Below are 20,944 nucleotides of genomic sequence, written 5' to 3'. Positions count from 1 at the left end.
TAAAAGGGGATGATTAGATGGGATTTAGTTTTTTAGCAACTTCAGACCTGCATATTGGTATGAAGTTTAAAAACTATATTGATAATGTAAGTAGAGAACTTCAGGAGGCAAGGTTTAGAGCATTAGAGAATATGGTTAACATAGCAAATGAAAGAGGTTGCAGCCTATTTTTAATTGCAGGGGACCTTTTTGAAAGTGCAGCAGATACAAATAGAAAATACATAGATGAAATCATATCTATACTAAAGAAATTCCACGGTGAATATGTTGCAATTCTTCCAGGAAATCACGACTTTTTCAATGTTACAAACTTTTGGGTAACCTTTATAAACAGCATAAAGGATACAAATATAATACTTTTAAATGAGTATAAACCCTATGAACTTGAAATAAACGATGAAAAGGTTGTTCTATATCCTGCATATTGCGATTTAAAACACTCAAAGGAAAATAGGCTTGACTGGATAAAAGAGCATAGGGATTTTGACAAGGATGCCTTCAACATACTTGTTGCCCACGGTTCAATAAAGGGTATTTCACCAGATATGAAGGATGAATATTTCAGTATGAGTATTGATGAAATAAATTCCTTGGGAGTAGATATGGCTGTTGTAGGTCATATGCATATAAACTATCCCTTTGTAGATGAGGTTAAAAATCAAAAGCTTCTAATCCCAGGTACTCCAGAACCAGATGGACTTGATTGTAGACACGAGGGGTATGCCTGGGTTGTTGATGTGGTGGACAAAGGGAATTTTAGTGCAGCAAAGGTTAAAACAGGTACATACAGGTTTGTAGATGATAAATGCATAATTAACTCATATAAGGAACTTGAGGATTATAAAAATAAGCTTTTAGAGGACAATCCTAAGTTTAAGATTGTAAGAGTTTCTTTTTCAGGAAGTATTGAAGATGATTATAGTGATGAAAGAAAAAAGTGCTTTGATGACCTATCAAAGAAGCTCTTCTATTTTGAATACAGCGATAATATAAGAAAGAAATTTGATAAGAGCCAGATAGATAAAGAGTTTTCAATAGGTTCACTTCCACATAGAATTTTAAGCAAAATAGATGATAAAGAACTTTTAGAACTTGCCTATGAAAAGATAATGGAGGTGAAAAAATGAAGCTAAAGAAGGTAGAATGTAGACAGTTTGCTGGTTTGAGGGATAAGAAGGTTGAGTTTTCTGATGGGTTGAATGTAGTGTATGGTAAAAATGAGGCAGGAAAGAGTACAATTGTCGAGGCAATTTCAAACACAATCTTTAAGGATGCGAAATTAGGAAGTAGAAGTAAGGAGGATAAGGAGTTTAAGAAGCTGTTTTTTCCTTATCCAAATGGTGATTTTGCGGAATCTTTTTTAGAGATTGAAAATGATGGGGTTGACTTAAAAATAAGTAAAAAGTGGTCTGATAAAAATCCATCATCTTATTTAGAAATAAAGGGAACAAAAATATCAGATGAAAAAAGGATAAAGGAAGAGATACTTAAAATATTCTCCCAAGGGGAGGCAACATATAATAAGCTTGCATTTCAAAGGCAGAGGGATTTTAAAGAATCTATACAAAAAATTGCCGAGGATAAAGATATAAGAAATTCTATATTTGAATTTGTAAGTACATCAACCCTTGAACTTGATGGTGTATCTATAGAGGACTTAAAGGCTAATATAGATAATGAGATTAAGGAGTTGATAAATAGCTGGGATATGGATAAGGAAATGCCTCTTAATAATAGGGGAATAAATAATCCATATGTTAAAAATGTTGGATTAATTTTAGGAAGCTACTATAACAAAGAAAGAGCAAAGTTAGAGCTTGAGGAAGTAATAAAGAAAGAGGATGAGAGGGATGAAGTATTAAAGAGTTTAAAGGAGTTAGAAAAGGAATATACTGTTGTCAAAAGGGAGTTAGATGAGCTAAAGGCCTTTGAAAAGGATGCATTAAAAAGGGCAGCGATTGAACCTAAAAAGGATAGGCTAAAAGCTGAATATGATAAGCTAATTGAGGTTCAAAAAAATTGGCCACAGTATCAAACTAAATTAGATGATAAGAAAAAAGAATTAGTGGTGATTGAAGAGAATATTAAAAATCTAATAAAGGAAGAGGAACAAAATATAAAGGCAAAGGAAAAAGAAGAGATAGAAAAGAAGTTAAAGCAGGTAAAGGAAAAACTTGAACAAGTAGAGGATTTAAAGAAGAAGCTTGATGAATTAAAGGAGATTTCAGAACAGGATGTTAGAAACCTTGAAAAGATAAGAAGAGATATAGAAAGGTTGGAAAATCAAATTAATTTAGGGGAATTTACAGTAAGTATAAATATAAAAAATAGAAAGCCAATATATTTGACAAAGGATTTAGAGGAAAAAAGCAGAGTAGAAGAGTCGGTTCAGGCAACTGCAAAGGGATATGCAAAGGTTGAAACAGATGATTTTGATTTTGAGATAAAACTTAAAGATTTTGATGTAGAAAAGATAAGGGAAGAGTACGTAAAGTTAAAGAGTGATTATACTGGCATTTTAGAAAAGTTTGGGGTTAAGGATGTTGATGAGGCAAGGGAGATTGCAACAAAGAGAAGTTATTTAAGTATAGAAATAGTGAATAAAAAGAAGGAGATACAGATTGTTTTAGGTGAAGATACAGTGGATGAATTAGAAAAGAAGCTTGTTGAAATTGGGGTTGTTACTCTAACAAGGTCAATAGCAGAGATAAGAAAAGAGAAGATGGAATTAGAAAATAAGAAGATCACAATATTAGCCGAGATAAAAAATATAGAGTCAACTATAAAGGAATGGGAGAATAAGTATAAAACACCTGAGGAGTTATTTAATAGATTAGTAGATATTATGTCAGAAATAAAATTATTAGATAAGGAACTTGATAAATTAAAACCACTTCCTGAAGGGTTTACTTCGGTTATGGAGTTTAATGAGTATTTGAATGATATTAAGGAGAAGGAACAGAGTTTGTTTAATGAGAGAGGAAAACTACAACAGCAGTACTATACGATAGAGATTGAACTTCAAAACAAAAAGTCAAGTAAGGATCTTGAGGAAGAGATAAAGATATATGAGGAAAACTATAAAAACTATCTAAAGAAGGCAAAAAATTTAATTAAATTAAAGAAGTTAATAGATGAAACTTTAGATGATATAAATAGTAATACCTTTGATCCAATTGTAGATAGCTTTAATAAGTATTTAGCATATATAACAGGCAATAAGTATAAGGTTAAGGACTTTAATGAATCATTGGAGTTTGAAATAGGAAATGATGCATCTAATCTTTCAGTAGACCTATTATCAACAGGAACGTATGATACTGTTGCCCTTGCACTTAAGTTTGCACTGATTGAAAATATGTTTGACAATGAAACTTTTATAGTGTTAGATGATTGTTTAGTTGATTTAGATGAAGAGAGAAAACAAAAGGCAGCAGAGCTTATAAAGGAATTTGCAAAGAAGCATCAGGTGATTTTTACAACCTGTAGTATGGATACAGCAAAATTATTAGAAGGAAAATTGATTAATTTATAGTAGAGTGATATGGCTTCCATATCACTTATTTTTATTATTTAATATTTTCTTTTATAAATAAGAGGAATATTATATAAGAAAATTGTGTTGTTGCAATTATTAAACATTTACCACATTAATGCGGAAATATAAATATAGGCTACAAGTATTGAAAAAACTATATTTTTAGAAATATAATATAATTAAGAAATGTAAATAAAATAAAATTAATTGAATAAGTATTACCATATTCAATGTGGTAAAAAGGGGATAAATATGAGCCAAGATAGAGTAGATAAAATTGTAGAAATTTTATTAGAAACAAATCAGTCTTATATAACAATTGATGAAATTGCTGAAAAATTAAATGTATCAAATAAAACAGTTAGAAATGATTTGAAGGAAGTTGAAAAAATTCTATTTAATAACGGAGTTTATCTTGAAAAGAAGCCAAGATATGGGATAAGAATAAAAGTTGATGAAGAAAAACGAGTAGAGTTACTACAAAATTATAAATTTAGAAGTGGTTTTATAGAACCATATACTCCAGAGTTCAGAAGAGATTATATTATAAAAAGGTTATTAATGAAAAAATCAAATATAACAATCGCAGAACTTGCACAAGAACTGTATGTTAGTAAAGTTACAATTCATAAAGATATTGATTATGTACAAAAATGGTTAATGAATTTTAATCTTAAACTCATTAAAAAGACAAATTATGGTATTCAAATAATTGGGAATGAAGAAAATTTTAGAAATGCAATAGCACATTTGATTGTAAGTGAAAAAGATAAAAAGGAATTAGAAGAAATTTTATTTAACAATATTACAACAAGATTAGATTTTAAAACAATTGAAAAATTAAAAGAGTTGGTAGATTTAGATTATAAATTGTTAGAAAAAATAGTAGAAAATTCAGAAGAAAAAATGGGAGTTAGATTTACAGATGATGCTTTTATAAGTCTTATAATTCACATTGCAATATCTATCAAAAGGTTAAAAGAAGGTAATGATATAGATATACCACAAGATATAGTTTATGAAATTAAGGAAAAGGAAGAATTTAATGTTGCGTTAGAGGTTACTAAAAATATAGAAAAGGCCTTTGACGTAAAATTCCCAAAATCAGAAGTTATATATATTCTCCTACATATACTTGGAGCAAAAATGCAACAAAATAAAAAGGACGATGTGTTTAATTTAGTAAACAATATAAAAGAAGATGATTTGTCTGTTGTGATGGCAAAGGAAATAATTGATATTGCACAGAGGTCATTAGGTACATATTTAGAAAAAGATGAACAACTATTAAATGGACTTATACTACATTTAAGGCCAACAATAAACAGATTAAAATATGGTTTAGCCTTGAGAAATCCAGTTTTAAATGAAATTAAAGAAAATTATTCAGAATTTTTTGGTGTAGCTTGGATGGCCAGCACTGTATTTAATAAATATTTAGGTGTAAAAATTCCAGAAGAAGAAATTGGATATATAGCATTACATATAGGTGCAGCTGTTGAGAGAAATATAAAACCATTCAAAGTATTTGTTGTTTGTTCAAGTGGAATAGGTACATCACAGTTATTGGCTGCCAGAATACAAAAAAGTTTTAGAGAAATTGATATAGTCGATACAGTATCATATTTAGAGCTTGAAAAACTTAAATTGGATGAAATTGACTTTATAATTTCTACTATACCAATATATAGTATAAAGCCAGTGCTACAAGTAAAGCCAATTCTAACTCAAGCTGATATAAAAAAAATAGAGTATTACATTAATTATATGAAAAACAAAAAAGATAGTAAGTTTTTTGTAGAGAGGATTATTGATGAAAATTTGATATTTTTAAATTGTAATTTTAAAAAACAAAATGAAGTGTTAAAGTTTTTATCAAATGAACTTATAAAGAGAGACTATGTAGATAAAGAATACTATAAAAACTTAGTAGAAAGAGAAAAAATGACATATACATCTATTGGAAATGGTGTAGCTATACCACATGCAAATCCTGAGTTAGTAAAAAAATCAAAAATATCGTTGCTAACCTTAAAAGAACCCATAATATGGGGGAATGAATATGTTGATGTTATATTAATGATAAGCATAGCACAAAAGGATTTAAAAGAAGGAAAATTTCTATTTAAGAATCTTTACAATGCTATAGAAGATAAAAGTTTTATTAAAAAAATTAAAACTTCAAAGGAAATCATAGAAGTAAAACAAATAATAGGGTGAGTTTTAAATGGTGATTGATCAAAATTTAATAGTATTGAATTTGAAATCAAATAGAAAGGAGGAGGTAATTAAAGAATTAGCAGAGTTAGCATTTGCTCAAGGCAAAATTACATCTGTTAATGATTATGTACAAACTGTTTTAGACAGAGAAAAATTATTTACAACAGGAGTTGGAAATGGTATAGCAATACCTCATGGTAAAACAGATTCTGTCAAAGAATCAATGATGGTTTTTGCAAAGCTTAATCAACAAATTGAATGGGAATCATTAGATGGTAAACCGGTTGATTTAGTATTTTTGTTAGGAGTTCCTGAAAAAGATGCGAATGATTTACACCTACAGATTTTATCACGAATTTCAAGAAAGTTAATGGATGACACTTTTGTAGACAAGCTCAGAAGATCCCAAACAAAAGATGAAGTTATGGATATTTTGAATTCAATTTAAACAGAAGGACTTATTAGTTCTAATAAATATTAAATTAATGAGGGGGATTTAAAATGAAAGAAGAATTAAAGAAAATCAGAGAGTATTTGATGACTGGTGTGTCCTATATGATACCAATAGTAGTTATTGGTGGTGTGCTTATAGCATTTTCAATTGCACTAAGCGGTGTTAAAGCAGGAGAGGGTGCTGTAGTTACAAATCCTATGTTAAAAAGTATGATGGATATAGGAGTAGCAGCTTTTAGTATGATGGTTCCAGTACTTGCAGGATTTATAGCATTTGGTATTGCAGATAGACCGGGTATAGCTCCTGGACTTGTAGGTGGTGTACTTGCAAACAATCTTAAAGCAGGCTTTTTAGGAGGTATTGTTGCAGGATTTATAGCGGGATATACTGCAAGATGGATTAAAGGATGGAAAGTTCATAAAAACTTAAGACCTATTATGCCAATATTTGTTATACCTTTACTTACTTCACTAATTGTAGGTTTCTTAATGATTTATGTTATAGGTTCTCCAATAAGTAGTTTAATGACAAGTTTAACTAATACGTTAAAGTCAATGAGTACTGGAAACGCAGTTGTATTAGCACTTATAATGGGAGCAATGATTGCGTTTGATATGGGTGGACCAGTTAATAAAGTAGCATTTATGTTTGCAGCAGCTATGATTGGTGAAGGTGTAGTAACAATAATGGGACCAGTAGCTGTAGCTATATGTATACCACCACTTGGAATGGGAGTTGCAACATTGTTAAACAAGAAAAAATATACTAAGGCTGAGCAAGAAGCAGGTATAGGTGCAATTGCTATGGGGTTAATTGGTATAACAGAAGGAGCAATTCCTTTTGCAGCAGCAGATCCATTAAGAGTAATTCCTTCCATAATGACTGGTTCAGCAGTAGGTGCAGCAATTGCTGCTATAGGTAAAGTTGGGGATCATGCTCCGCATGGTGGACCAATAGTTCTTCCAGTTGTAGATAATAGATTGATGTTTATAGTGGCTGTTATTGTAGGTGTTATTGTGACAGCACTTATGGTAAATGCATTAAAGAAGAATGTTGAAGTTGTTGAGGAATAAGTTTTATAATATAGAGAGGTGAGACAAATGAAGATAGTAGCAGTGACAGCTTGTCCAACAGGGATAGCACATACTTATATGGCTGCAGAAGCATTAGAAAGAGCCGCAAAAAGCTTAGGATATAGTATCAAAGTAGAAACACAAGGATCAATAGGTATAGAAAACAAAATATCTCAAAAAGAAGCAAATGAGGCAGATTTAGTTATATTTGCAGCTGATGTAGCAGTTAAAGAAGAAAATAGGTTTAAAGATAAGGCTATATTTAGAGTTGAGGCTCAAAAGGTAATAAAAAATGCAAAGGCTGTAATAGAAGAGGCAGTAAATCAACTAAAAAATAAATAACAGCTTTAATTAGTACAATAATTGGCCACTTAAGTGATTTAGTTACTTAAGCGGCTTAATTTTTTATTTATATAAAGGGGTAACCAAGGTAGAAAAAACTTTAGAAGTTAAAATAGAAAATTTGAGAATAAATAGTATAAAAATGTTTTATTGTAAATTCATATAAAAGCAAATTATGCTGTGTTTTTACTTTGTGAGTTTATTTATAAGTTGCAAACAAAGTCTTTTGATATTAAATTAAAATAAATTGAAAGTAAATAGTTGATTATATATATTTTTCATTTTTTAATTATGATAATATTATAATGAAATTGAGGCATTATAATGATCTGTGTATACTAAAGCTTCGTTACAATAAATGAATAATGTCACATTTCACCTGGGTGGCACTTTTAGGAGGGATAGTATGTGTGGAAGAGTTATTCTTGAGAGCGATTTTCAGGATATTTTGAAGAGGTATATGGTTCAAGAATATAATAGGTTTGAATATAAAAAAGGAGAAGGATTTCCAGGAGACAATCTTCCTGTTATAATAAAGGAGAATAAAAAAATGGCAGATGTGTTTTTGTGGGGATTTTTGCTTGATAATAAAAGGGTTATAAACGCAAGAAGTGAAACTATATTAGATAAGCCTCTTTTTAAAAATGCCTTTTTATCAGGAAGGTGCATAGTGCCTGTAAATGGATTTTTTGAGTGGAAAAATGAAAAGGGTAAAAAAATTAAATATAGAATAACTTTAAAGGATGAAGATATTTTTTCACTGGCAGGGATTTATAGGGACTTTAAAGACAAGGATGGAAGCATAAAAAGATGTGTAACAATACTAACAACCGAACCAAATGATGATATGAGAGAAATTCATAATAGGATGCCTGTTATAATAGATGAAAAGGATGAGGAATTATACCTATATGAAGGCTTTGATAAAAGTATAATGGATCTATTAAAGCCCTTTGAGAATGGGAGGCTGGTTATCAAAAGGGAAGATAGGGTAAGGTATGAGAATGTTAGTTTTTTATAGATCAAGGAGGGGGATGAGGTGCAAAGTTTAAGACGAAGGCTACTTGGAGGTTTAGATGGCAATGCCTATTATAGTATAATAATGGAGCCTCTTTGGGCTGTTTTTGGAGGAATGATTTTTTTCTATCAGCCACTTTATATGAAACATTTAAATGTAACAGAGGTGCAGATGGGATTTTTAAACTCTCTTGCAGCGGCACTTGCAGTAATTACATCCTTTGTAGCAGGCCCAATAACAGATAGATTTGGTAGAAAGAGAACAACACTTGTTTTTGATCTTGTTTGTTGGAGTATGACTATGTTTGTTTGGGCAATATCCCAAAACTATTGGTATTTCCTGCTTGCTGTAATTTTAAATTCCTTCAATAAAATATCCTATATTTCTTGGACTTGTCTATCCATTGAGGATACGCCAGAGGATAAAAGGGTATACTTTTTTAGCCTTATTATGATAATAAATTTAGCATCAGGAATTTTTGCTCCTCTTGCTGGTGTTTTAGTAGAAAAAATTGGTGTTGTGGATGCGATGAGGATAATTTATGGTTTAGGCTGTATTAGTATGACGACAATGTTTTTGATTAGAAATAAGTATGTTAAGGAAACAGAAATAGGTAAGAGGATGATGAAGGAACACAGCGAGTTTTCTGTTAAGGATAAAATAAGGGATTATAAAGAGGCGATAGTGTATTTTTATAAAAGCAAGGTTACTCTTCTTATGTTCTTTATTTTATTAATAGGACAACTTCAAATGTCGTTTTTGTATTTTCAATCAGTCTATTTAAAGGATGTTATAGGTATAAAGGAATCATTAACATCAATGGTTCCAGGAATTTCAGCAGTAGTAAATTTGATAGTCTATTTTGTGTTTATGGATAAGCTAAGAATAATTGGTGATAAGAAAAGTTTATTTTACGGTTTAGCCTTTAACACTATTGGAGTACTGCTTTTAATACTTGTTAGGCCGAGAGAATACTTATTATTATTTATTAGCATTGTATTTATGGCGGCAGGCAACTTAATTACAATAGTATTTAGAGAAACTATATGGAATAATGTTATTGGTGAGAGGGAGAGGGCAAAGATATTCTCAGCAGCCAGTGCATTTATTGCCCTAATCTCAATTCCAGCAGGTTATGTTTCGGGATATATGTACAATCTAAATCCTATATTCCCATTTTATGCGAGTCTAATTTTATACATAGTTGCAGTATTGCTGTCTATGAGGGTAAATAGGATTTATAAAAACAACATTGAAGAAGCAGGGATATAAACTGCTTCTTTTTTATATAAAGATGAATGGTTTATAGTACAGGATAAAAGATAAAAGCAAAATATTCAGAAAAATATTGAAAAGTAATATCCTGTTTGATATAATAATATATAGAAATAGTTAAAATATTAACAATAAAGGGGGGATACACGTGTTGTGGGAAACAAAAATGCCCATTAATGAAGTAAGGGAAATTAGATGTAAAACAACAGTATTCTTTGGGGTTGGAGCAATAAAGAAGATTTTTGACATCTGCAAAGACCTAAAAGAGAGAGGAATTGACAAGGTTGTAGTAGTTACAGGAAAAGGTGCATATGAAAAGACAGGAGCTTGGAAGTATGTTGTTGATGCATTTAAGGAATATGGAATAGAATATGCACTATATAACAAGGTTACTCCAAATCCAACAACCCATCAAGTTGATGAGGCAACACAATTAGGTAGAGAACTTGGAGCAAAGGCTGTAATTGGTATTGGTGGAGGAAGCCCAATAGATGCAGCAAAGAGTGTTGCTATATTATTAGAATATCCAGACAAGAACTGTCAAGAGCTTTATGAATACAAATTTACACCAAATAAAGCTGTGCCTATAATTGCTATTAATTTAACACACGGTACAGGAACAGAGGCAGATAGATTTGCAGTTGTTAGCATACCAGAGAATGAATATAAGCCAGCAATTGCATATGACTGCATATATCCTCTTTATTCAATAGATGATCCAGCACTTATGACAATGCTTCCAAGAAACCAAACACTTTATGTTTCTGTTGATGCAATAAACCACATTATAGAAGCAGCAACAACAAAATCAACTAACCCATATTCTGTACTTCTTGCAAAAGAAACATTTAGACTTATATCAAAATATCTTCCACAGGCACTTATGCACCCAGAAGACTTAACAGCAAGATACTATTTACTATATGCTTCAATGATTGCAGGAATATCCTTTGATAATGGACTATTACACTTTACACACGCATTAGAGCATCCATTAAGTGCTGTAAAGCCAGAACTTGCCCACGGATTAGGTCTTGGAATGCTTCTACCTGCTGTTATTAAGCATATTTACCCAGCTTGTTCAGAAGTTTTAGCAGACATATTATCGCCAATTGCACCTGATTTGATGGGCGTTCCAGGAGAGGCAGAATATGCAGCAGAAGCAATGGAAAATTGGTTAAATCAAATGGGACTTGTTGAAAAGTTAACTGATTTGGGATTTGGTGAGGAAGACTTAGATAAGTTAACAGACCTTGCAATGAATACTCCAAGTTTAGATTTACTTTTAAGTATGGCACCAATTCCAGCAACAAGGGAGACAATAAGAAGGATATATGAGGATTCACTATAAAGATTAAAAGACTGTTAGAGTATTATAAAATTAAAAAGCCCTATGAGATTTTAAGTCATAGGGCTTTTAGTTTTTTAAATAATCTAAAATTTATTAATAGGAATCTAAGTGATTTTGTGTATCAAAGTATTTATAAAAATATACATTAATACACAAAATCACTATTTATTTAGTTATAAAATTAAAAATTAAGAGCTAATTGTATCAAAAGATAAATTATAAATGTATCAATAGACTCATTAACAATATTATTTTCCTTGTAAAACAATAATTTTTAAATTATATAAATTTTGGTATGATATTTGCTTTATAAATGTCAAATCTGTTGAGGGGGGAAGATAATGAGTAAGGTGAAAATTAGACTTCTTTCAAGGTTAATGGCATTTTTAATGTTTTTTTCCGTATTAAATTTAGGACAGTATAAAGTAAAGGCTTTCGAAGGTGAAGTAGTACCATTATATAAATATGGTACTCAAACACCTATTCAAATTCACCAACAAAATGTTTATATACCTAAATATTATCAGCAACTTAAAAGGCAGTTTAGAACAGCTTGGGTATCAACAGTTACAAATTTAGATTTTCCAAGTAGACCAGGTTTAACTGAAGAAGAATTTAAACAAGAATATCTTAAGATTTTAGATGAATTTGAAGAATTGAACTTTAATGCAATTACAGTTCAAGTAAGACCAAAGTTAGACGCATTTTATAAATCAGATTTAAATCCATGGTCAGAATATCTAACAGGTGTGCAAGGAAAAGACCCTGGCTGGGATCCATTAGAATGGATGATAAAAGTTACACACGAAAGAAATATGGAGTTTCATGCTTGGTTTAATCCATACAGAGTTACAAATACATATGAACCTAATAAAACTATAGATGAAATTTTAGCTACTTTAGCAGATAATAACTGGGCTAAAATGCATCCTCAATATGTATTAAAGTTTGATGGTAAACTTTTATTAAACCCTGGGGAACCTGAAGTAATTAATTATATAAAAGAAAGTATAGTTGAAGTTGTTCAAAAGTATGATGTAGATGCAATTCATTTTGATGATTATTTTTACCCATATAAAGTAACAAGAAATGGAGTAACGTATTACTTTGGTGATGCTAATGAAGACTTAGAAACCTTCCAAAAATATGGACAAGGTTTTACTGATATAAAAGATTGGAGAAGAAATAATGTTAATACATTAATAAAGGAAGTATCAAAAGCAATAAAAGAAAAGAAGCCTTATGTTAAGTTTGGTATTAGTCCATTCGGTATTTGGGGACATTATGATAAGCATCCAGAAGGTAGTGCTGAAGGTGTAGGTTCACATACACCAATTACTTCATCAGCAAGCTATGATGATATATATGCTGATACAAGGAAATGGGTTAAAGAGGGCTGGATTGATTATATTACTCCTCAAATTTACTGGGCTTTTGGAACTACGGCTGCACCATATGGAGAACTTGTAGATTGGTGGGCAGATGTTGTAAAGGGTACAAATTGTCACTTATATATAGGACATGCGAATTATAAAATAAATTCAAATGATAACGATTGGAAGAATCCTGAAGAAATTGGAAATCAGCTTAAATTTAATTTATTATATAACGAGGTAAAGGGTAGCTCGTTCTTTAGTTTAAAACAATTAAGATTAAATAATTTAGGTGATACAGACAAGATAAAGAATGACTATTTTAAAACAAAAGCATTTGTACCTGCTATGCCGTGGATTGATGATAAGGCACCAAATAAAGTACAAAATGTTTCATATAAATTATTAGGCGAAAACAAAATAGAGGTATTATGGAAAGATGATTTTAACAATGATTCAACATATTATGCAGTATATAGATTTGAGGGAAAAAGCCTTGGAAATATAGAAAATCCATCCAATGTTATTGGAATAGTAAGAAGAGATAACAATAAAGAGGAATATTCCTATATTGATAATTCAGCAGATAAAAATAAACAATATGTATATGCTGTAACAGCATTTGATAGGTTGCATAATGAAAGCAGGCCAGAATTAGTATTCTATCCTAAGGTGCAGTATATAAAAGAAAAGATAATGCTGAAGGATATAATTAATAATAAAATTGAACTTGAATATAGAGGATATCTTGATATAGCACAAGATGTACTTGTATATCAAATTCTTGATAATAAAGTTATAGAAAAAAGTTTATCAGATGTTATGGTTGGAGCTGAAAATGTAACTTTATATTTAAATAAGAATAATCAAGTTGATTTGATAATAATTGATGGAGAAACAAAAATAGATAAGATAAGAATTGGAATAAGAAGTGATGTAAACAATCCAGCAGATATTAATTTGCTTGATTATTTAAATATTGAAATGAAGGCATCAAGTGGATTTAAGTTAATAGATAAAAAAAGCAATGTTAGCTTTGATATATTAAATAATGATTTAATAAGTTTCAAAGTTGAAGAAGGGAAAATTTCAGTATACAAGAACGGAAATTTAATTTATAAAACTTTGAATAGATTATATGCTGAACCTATTAATGAAGATGAAAAAATAACTGTTACGACATTAAGAAGAGGAAGCCCCGTATTTAATCCTTCCTACAGAGGAACATTAGAAATTACTCTATCTAAAAATGGTGATAAACTAAATTTAATAAATGAAATACAAATTGAAAAGTATTTATATCAGGTTGTACCAAGTGAAATGCCAGCATCATTTGGATTAGAAGCATTAAAGGCACAAGCAGTAGCAGCAAGAACATATGCATTAGGAGATTATTTTAGCAGCAGATTTGCAGATAGAGGATTTCATGTAGATGATAGTACGTTAAGCCAAGTATATAACAATACTCCCGAGAATCCAACAGCTACTCAAGCAGTAAATGAAACAAAAGGAATGGTTATGAAAAATGGAGATCAACTTGTTGATGCAAGGTATTATTCAACTTCAGGAGGGTATAGTGCAGCAAAACATGAAGTATGGTCAGAACCAGTCTCTAATATGTTCCCAGGAATTCGAGTTCCATATTTGATAGGCAGAAGTTATACATTTGATCCACAAGATAATACAAAATTATTAACTATTAATACACAAGATGAAAAGGAAATTTCGGAGTTTTATAAAAATATATCATTAAGGGCGTATGATTCTGATTCAGCATGGTTTAGATGGAAACTAAGCTTGAGTAAACAAGAATTACAAAACACAATAAATTCTAATATAAAGTTAAGGTATGAAGCTGATCCACAATTTATACTTACTAAAGATTCAGATGGAAACTTTATAAGCAAACCAATACCTGAAGAAGGAACAGGTGAAATACTAAATATGTATGTCGCTAAACGTGGAGAAGGAGGCAATATAACAGAACTTGTTATTGTAGGTACTACTGGAACGTATAAGATAGTTAAAGAATTTAATATAAGATTTATCATAAGACCAAGAGCAGTAGATACAAAGGGGAGTGATGTAATTTTATATAGGGCAACAGGAGGATCACAAGACTATAATGCAAGTTCATTAAAGAATTATAGTATATTACCATCTGCCTTCTTTACATTCGATACGATTAAAGATGAAAATAATAATTTAATTAGTGTTGTTTTCTATGGTGGAGGAAACGGACATGGAGTAGGAATGAGTCAATATGGAGCAAAGGGCTTATCAGATAAAGGATGGACATATGATAAGATACTAATGACTTATTATACTAACGTTGAGCTTGTTAATGTGTACAATCAAACTAACAATCAAGAAAATAATCCTTTAAAGCTTTTAATTTTAATGTCTGAAGATTTGTTTAATAGTGCAGATGAAGGAAAAAAACAAGGAAATTATTTAGAGGGTTCAAAAGCTAAATTTAGAATTGTAATTGATAAGGCTGTTAACATTTTAAAAGATGAAAATTTAGATAAAGATCTAATTGAAAGTACAACTGATGAGCTGAAGGCAGCAATGAGAAAATTTATTGATTCAAAGGTATCAGAAGAACAGGCAAACCAATATGCAAAAGAACAAGCTGCAATAGATGCGATAGCTTCATTGCCAGATGTTGAGAATTTGACTTTAGAAGATGAAGACGCTATAAAAAATGCAAGAAGCTTAGTAAATATAGCAAATAATGATTCAAATATTGTAAATCTTAATAAACTGATTGCACTTGAAGAAAAGTTATTAGAACTAAAGAATAAAGATAATAAAAATACAGAAGAAAGTGATAAAAACAATGAACAAAATAATCAAAATGAATCTATTGAAAATTTACCTAAAACAGGACAATTATTAGATGCAAATATATTGGTTTTAATAAGTTTTGTATTAATTTTATGTGGTATATCATTACTTTTAATTAGAAAGAAGAAAGATAACATTTAATTAGTATCAACTATTAATTAAGGTAGTGTATCAAATAATTTGATTTTGATACACTACCTTACAAAGTATAGTAGATACAATATATTTACAACTTGGCACGCTATTTGCTTATGTATAAATGAAAAAATTTAGATAGGAGGGAAGATGATGAAAGTATTGATGGTTTGTTCAGGGGGAATGTCAAGTGCCATAGTAGTAAAGGCAATAAAACAAGAAGCAGACAAACAAAACTTTCCACTTGAAATTAAAGCTGTTGGAACAGGTGAATTCGAAGATGAGCTAAAGACAGGGGGATATGATTTAGCAATAGTAGCACCACAAGTAAAACATAGAATGGATGTATTTAAAGAACAAGCTGCTAATGCAAATGTTCCAATAGAATTAATTGTTCCAACTGGATATACTCCAATAGGGGCTCCAAAGGTATTAGAACAGATTAAAAAATATTCTAAATAAAAAATAATTAAGAGGGGGAAAAAAGAATGGAAAAGTTTTTGAAATGGATTGAAGAAAAGTTTATGCCTCCTATGGCAAGACTGGCAGAACAAAGACATTTAAGAGCAATAAGAGACGGTATTATCTCAACATTATCATTAATTATAGTTGGTAGCTTTTTCTTGATTATTGCATTTCCACCAGTTAAATCTTGGGCAGATGCTGTTGCACCTAATGTGGGGAAAATACTTATACCATTTAGAATGACAATGGGACTTATGGCTCTATACGCGGCATATGGTATGGGATATAGCTTAGCAAAGTCATATAAATTAGACGGAGTATCAGGTGGAGTTCTTTCCTTAGCAGCATTTTTGATGATGACTATTCCAGTGAATGTTGATGGTGTTTTAAAGAAGGCAGCAGAAGCAGGTATACAAGGTGCAAATCCAATAGGTTGGGCACTACCTATGGGTAATTTAGGTGGAGCTGGTATGTTTGCAGCGATTCTTGCTATGATATTTGCAGTTGAAGTTTTAAGAATTTTAAAGAAATACAATGTTACATTAAAAATGCCAGAACAAGTTCCAGAGTCAGTTTCAAGATCCTTTGAAGCATTAATACCAGCAGCAGTTATTATTGTTGTACTATGGTTTATAAGAGTATGGTTAAATTTTGATATACAAAAATTCATTATGGATATCTTTGCACCAGTAAAGGGTGTGGCTGGTAACTCAATTTGGGGTGTACTTGTTCCAATTTTCCTTATTACATTATTGTGGTCAGCAGGTATTCACGGAGCGTCAGTTATAGGTTCAGTACTTAGACCAATTTGGTTAGTTTTATTAGAAGAAAATGCAGCAGCACTTGCAGCTGGACAACCACTTCCAAATATTGCACCAGAACAATTCTTCCAATGGCTTGTATGGATTGGAGGTGCAGGAGCGACTTTAGGACTTGCAATTTTACTATGCTTCTCAAAATCTGAATATCTAAAGAAGGTTGGTAGATTCTCAATAATACCAGCAATATTTAATATCAATGAACCAATGATGTTTGGTGTACCATTAGTAATGAACCCAATCCTTGCAATACCATTTATAGTTGCACCACTTGTAATAGGTATAATTTCTTATATTGCTGTATCAATAGGTATCGTTGGAAGATTTGCAATAAATGCACCTTGGACACTTCCGGCACCAATTGGAGCATATTTCGCAACAAATGGTAGTATATCAGCTGTTATTTTGGTAATAATAAACATTTTAATTTCAATGGTAATTTATTATCCATTCTTTAAGGTATATGAAAAGAAAATGATTGAGGAAGAAAAGGCTCAAATTGCAGCTACTGAATCAACTTTAAATATGTAAAACTTAAGCACCAGGGTTTGACCCTGGTGCATATATAAAAAATATTAGAGAAATGTTTAGCATAACTCTAATATTTACCAATCAAGTTAGATTTGTTGTATGAATTAAATTTTATATTCAATTCATACAACAAATCTTATAGAAAAATTTAATTTTAAATTAATGACTCAATTTTAAAATCGCAGATTGGAGGGTTATTTATGGAAAATGAAATCTTTGAAATAATATCACATGGAGGAAATGCCAGAGCATATGCCTTTGAAGCTGTTAAAAAGGCCCAAGAGGGAAATATTAAAGAGGCTGAAGAATTACTTGCAAAGGCTCAAGAGGAATTAGATATTGCTCACAATACTCAGACAAAGCTTATTCAGGCTGAAATAAATGGTGAAAATCTACAGATGAATTTACTTATGGTTCATGCACAAGACCATTTAATGACTGCAATTTCAGAAAAAAATTTAATAGAACAAATCGTAAACTTGTGTAAAAAATTAGAAGAGAAAAAGTAGTATGGAGGAGATATAGATGCCTTCAAAACTGTTTTATATAATCTTTTTCATAGCTTTAATTGTAGGTTCGGTTAAATTTACTAATTATATAATGAAAAAAATAAAACTGAATAGATGGATTATAGGTTTTTCAGCATTTTTAGTATTAATAGTCCCAAGCTTTTTATTCAATAAAATTAATCCCGTTATTTGGAACATATTGTTGATTGTATCTTCTGTATTGTGTATTATGTTTTTTGAGATTACAAGACAGATGTTAGAAAAGGATGAATACAAAGGTATTGTAAAGATAGCAAATAAAAAAAATAAATAAATTTTATAAGGCGGGATTAGTGTGAAATATAAAAAGGTATACGATGTCATTAAGGAAGAATGTATAAAACAAAAAAAGCAAACAGGGAAAGTAATTGGGGTAACTGCACAGGAAATAGCTCAAATAATGAATATGCAAAGAAGTAATGTAGTAAGAGAATTTAGTAGACTTGTTAATGAAGGAAGTATTAAAAAATCATCAGGAAGGCCAGTAAGATACTTTGTAAATGAAGAAAAATTAATAAAAGAAGAAGTTAATAAAAGTCTTTCTGTATTTGATACCATTATTGGAAATAATGGAAGTTTAAAAAATCAAATTTCGTTAGCAAAGGCTGCTATTGTTTATCCACCAAAGGGATTGCATACTTTAATAGTTGGAGAAACTGGGGTTGGAAAATCTTATTTTGCAAAGATAATGTTTAAATATGCTGTAGAGTCAAAGATGATAAATGATAGTAATAAATTTGCAATCTTTAACTGTGCAGACTATGCAAATAATCCACAGCTTCTTATATCCTATTTATTTGGTGTAAAAAAAGGTGCATATACAGGAGCTACAGAGGACAGAGATGGAATAATTGAAAAAGCAAGAGATGGTATATTGTTTCTTGATGAAGTACATAGACTTCCACCAGAGGGGCAGGAGATGCTTTTCACATTAATAGATGAAGGAAGATATGTAAAATTAGGCTCAACTCAGGAGATACCTATAAATGTAATGATAATTGCGGCTACAACAGAAAATATAGAATCAACTCTTCTTAAAACATTTGTAAGAAGAATTCCAGTTATTATTTCACTTCCTCCTTTAAGAGAAAGACCAATTGAAGAAAGATTTGAGTTAATAAAAAATTTCTTTGAAGAAGAATCAAAAAGGATAAATAGAAAAATAGAAGTGGAACAGGATGCAATTACTGCCCTATTAAACTACGACTGCTTAAATAATATAGGTGAACTTAAGAGTGATATACAAATTGCTTGTGCAAAGGCCTATATAAGAAGTATGTTTGGTGGAGATGTTTTAAATGTTACACTTGATGATTTTAACGAAAAGGTAAAAGCAGGTTTACTTGTTGCAAGCAAAATAAATATGAGAAAATTAAAAATAAAAACAAATGAAATATCAAAAGACTTTATTGAGGATGATAAATATACTCTATCACAAAATATTTATGAGTTTATGGAAAAAAGAACTTCGTATTTTAAATCTAAGGGATTAGAAACAAATGAAATAAAAAATATTGTTTCAAATGAAGTTGAACAATATATAAATAAATATTTAAAGAATATCAATTTAAGAAATGAAGATGAAGAAGTCAAAAGATTAATAAATAACGATTTATTCGAATTTATAAAATCATTTATACCTTTGGCGGAGTATAAGTTAAAGAGAAAAATTTCAAAAAATACATTCTTAGGATTAGTCATACATATTGATACATTTTTAAATAGAGTTAAATTAAATAAAATGATAGAGAATCCAAAGTTAGAAGAAATACGAGAAAAATATCCACAGGAGTTTAAGATTGCAATGACTCTTGCTGAAAAGTTAGAGGAAAAGTTTAATGTTAGGGTTCCGTTAGATGAAATAGGTTTTATTGCAATGTTTTTTGCAGCAGAAATAAAGGAAAATAGTGGCAAGGTATTAGTTTTAGTAGCAATGCATGGAAGTAGCACAGCCACATCAATGGTCGAGGTAGTAAATCATTTGTTAAACACTAATCATGCATTAGCTTTTGATATGCCACTTTCAATGAAGCCAGAGGATGCACTAAAAAAGATTGAAGAAATAATAAAAGAGAAAAATGAAGGAAAAGGTGCATTACTTTTAGTTGATATGGGTTCATTGAGATATTTTGATAAAATGATTTCTAATAATACAGGAATAGATGTAGAATGTGTAGATATGGTTACTACACTTATGGCAATTAAAGCGACAAGAATGGCTTTAATGAATGCAAGTTTGAGTGATATTGTAAGTTCACTTAAGGCTGAAGAAAAAGAAATAGGTGAAGCTGAAAAAACGTTTAGTGCAAAAAATAAACCCATTATAATTTCAGCTTGTACAACTGGAGAAGGAACTGCACAAAAAATTAAGGATTTAATCTATCGAAAATTTGATAGAACTAAATATGATGTAGTTAACTTAGCTATTAAAGATAAAACAGAATTTTTAAAAGCAATTAATGCACTTAGAAAAAATTCTGAAATTGAAGCGATTGTTAGTCCGTTTAAAATAGAAATTGAAGGTATAAAGTATATTTCACTTGATTCACTATTTGAGCAGTATTATAAAGGATATATTAATTATACAACTTCAAGTGAAGAGTTTAAAAGAAATTTAACTATAGTTTTTAAGGAGTATTTGCAAATTGATGAGTCAGATGATTTGGTAGATTTTATTGTAAATATGTTTGATAATTTACTTAAGACTTTTAAGATTCATATTGATGAGGATGAGTTAAATGGTATTATTATACATTTAGGTTGTTTGATTGAAAAGTTAATCAACAAAGAGGAAACAGTGAAGTGTGAAAATAAAGAATTAATAAAAAATAAGTATATTGAAATCTATGACTATCTAAAAGAGAACCTATCTTTTATAGAAAGAAAATTTAGTATTATTTTTTCAGATGATGATTTGTGTAATATTTTAGAAATGATATTAAACTAAGAGGCT

At 30.2% G+C, this 20,944-nt stretch carries 15 protein-coding genes; all 15 read left to right on the top strand.

Annotated elements, in window-relative coordinates; genetic code table 11:
- The first annotated feature begins 17 nt into the window (after positions 1 to 17).
- The 15 genes from BUB63_RS01505 to BUB63_RS01435 all read left to right on the top strand — a co-directional run bounded on the left by BUB63_RS01505 (position 18) and on the right by BUB63_RS01435 (position 20,938).
- Complete coding sequence (locus tag BUB63_RS01505; protein WP_073247711.1) at positions 18 to 1,127, top strand: metallophosphoesterase family protein; 1,110 nt, start codon at positions 18 to 20, stop codon at positions 1,125 to 1,127.
- Positions 1,124 to 3,535, top strand: coding sequence for an AAA family ATPase (locus tag BUB63_RS01500; protein ID WP_073247710.1), 2,412 nt, complete (start codon positions 1,124 to 1,126; stop codon positions 3,533 to 3,535). The genes BUB63_RS01505 and BUB63_RS01500 overlap by 4 nt, the downstream gene beginning before the upstream one ends.
- 255 nt (positions 3,536 to 3,790) lie before the next feature.
- The gene (locus tag BUB63_RS01495; RefSeq protein ID WP_073247709.1) at positions 3,791 to 5,758 is read left to right on the top strand and encodes a BglG family transcription antiterminator; all 1,968 of its coding nucleotides are present in this window, start codon (positions 3,791 to 3,793) and stop codon (positions 5,756 to 5,758) included.
- A gap of 7 nt (positions 5,759 to 5,765) precedes the next feature.
- Positions 5,766 to 6,206, top strand: coding sequence for a PTS sugar transporter subunit IIA (locus tag BUB63_RS01490; RefSeq protein WP_027308522.1), 441 nt, complete (start codon positions 5,766 to 5,768; stop codon positions 6,204 to 6,206).
- A 53-nt stretch (positions 6,207 to 6,259) separates the two neighbouring features.
- A complete protein-coding gene (locus BUB63_RS01485; protein ID WP_027308523.1) occupies positions 6,260 to 7,285 on the top strand; it encodes a PTS fructose transporter subunit IIC in 1,026 nt (341 codons plus the stop codon).
- Positions 7,286 to 7,312: 27 nt separating this feature from the next.
- The gene (locus BUB63_RS01480) at positions 7,313 to 7,627 is read left to right on the top strand and encodes a PTS fructose transporter subunit IIB (RefSeq protein WP_027308524.1); all 315 of its coding nucleotides are present in this window, start codon (positions 7,313 to 7,315) and stop codon (positions 7,625 to 7,627) included.
- 406 nt (positions 7,628 to 8,033) lie between these two features.
- Entirely contained in the window at positions 8,034 to 8,648 is a 615-nt protein-coding gene (locus BUB63_RS01475; protein WP_073247708.1) for an SOS response-associated peptidase, read from the top strand.
- An 18-nt stretch (positions 8,649 to 8,666) separates the two neighbouring features.
- Positions 8,667 to 9,917, top strand: coding sequence for an MFS transporter (locus BUB63_RS01470; protein ID WP_073247707.1), 1,251 nt, complete (start codon positions 8,667 to 8,669; stop codon positions 9,915 to 9,917).
- 154 nt (positions 9,918 to 10,071) lie between these two features.
- Complete coding sequence (locus BUB63_RS01465; protein ID WP_027308109.1) at positions 10,072 to 11,271, top strand: iron-containing alcohol dehydrogenase; 1,200 nt, start codon at positions 10,072 to 10,074, stop codon at positions 11,269 to 11,271.
- Positions 11,272 to 11,612: 341 nt separating this feature from the next.
- The gene (locus BUB63_RS01460) at positions 11,613 to 15,635 is read left to right on the top strand and encodes a family 10 glycosylhydrolase (RefSeq protein WP_073247706.1); all 4,023 of its coding nucleotides are present in this window, start codon (positions 11,613 to 11,615) and stop codon (positions 15,633 to 15,635) included.
- A gap of 147 nt (positions 15,636 to 15,782) precedes the next feature.
- Positions 15,783 to 16,091, top strand: coding sequence for a PTS sugar transporter subunit IIB (locus tag BUB63_RS01455; RefSeq protein WP_073247705.1), 309 nt, complete (start codon positions 15,783 to 15,785; stop codon positions 16,089 to 16,091).
- A gap of 26 nt (positions 16,092 to 16,117) precedes the next feature.
- A complete protein-coding gene (locus BUB63_RS01450; protein ID WP_073247704.1) occupies positions 16,118 to 17,443 on the top strand; it encodes a PTS sugar transporter subunit IIC in 1,326 nt (441 codons plus the stop codon).
- Between the two features lie 200 nt (positions 17,444 to 17,643).
- A complete protein-coding gene (locus BUB63_RS01445; RefSeq protein ID WP_073247703.1) occupies positions 17,644 to 17,952 on the top strand; it encodes a PTS lactose/cellobiose transporter subunit IIA in 309 nt (102 codons plus the stop codon).
- A 16-nt stretch (positions 17,953 to 17,968) separates the two neighbouring features.
- Positions 17,969 to 18,265 (top strand): hypothetical protein, encoded by a 297-nt coding sequence (locus tag BUB63_RS01440; protein ID WP_073247702.1) that lies wholly within the window; start codon positions 17,969 to 17,971, stop codon positions 18,263 to 18,265.
- A 21-nt stretch (positions 18,266 to 18,286) separates the two neighbouring features.
- Complete coding sequence (locus BUB63_RS01435) at positions 18,287 to 20,938, top strand: sigma-54-dependent transcriptional regulator (RefSeq protein WP_073247701.1); 2,652 nt, start codon at positions 18,287 to 18,289, stop codon at positions 20,936 to 20,938.
- Positions 20,939 to 20,944: the final 6 nt, after the last annotated feature.

Source organism: Caloramator proteoclasticus DSM 10124, from assembly GCF_900129265.1.
Lineage (GTDB): Bacteria > Bacillota > Clostridia > Clostridiales > Caloramatoraceae > Thermobrachium > Thermobrachium proteoclasticum.
Note: the sequence above shows the minus strand (reverse complement) of the source record. Positions and strands in the feature narration are given on the sequence as shown.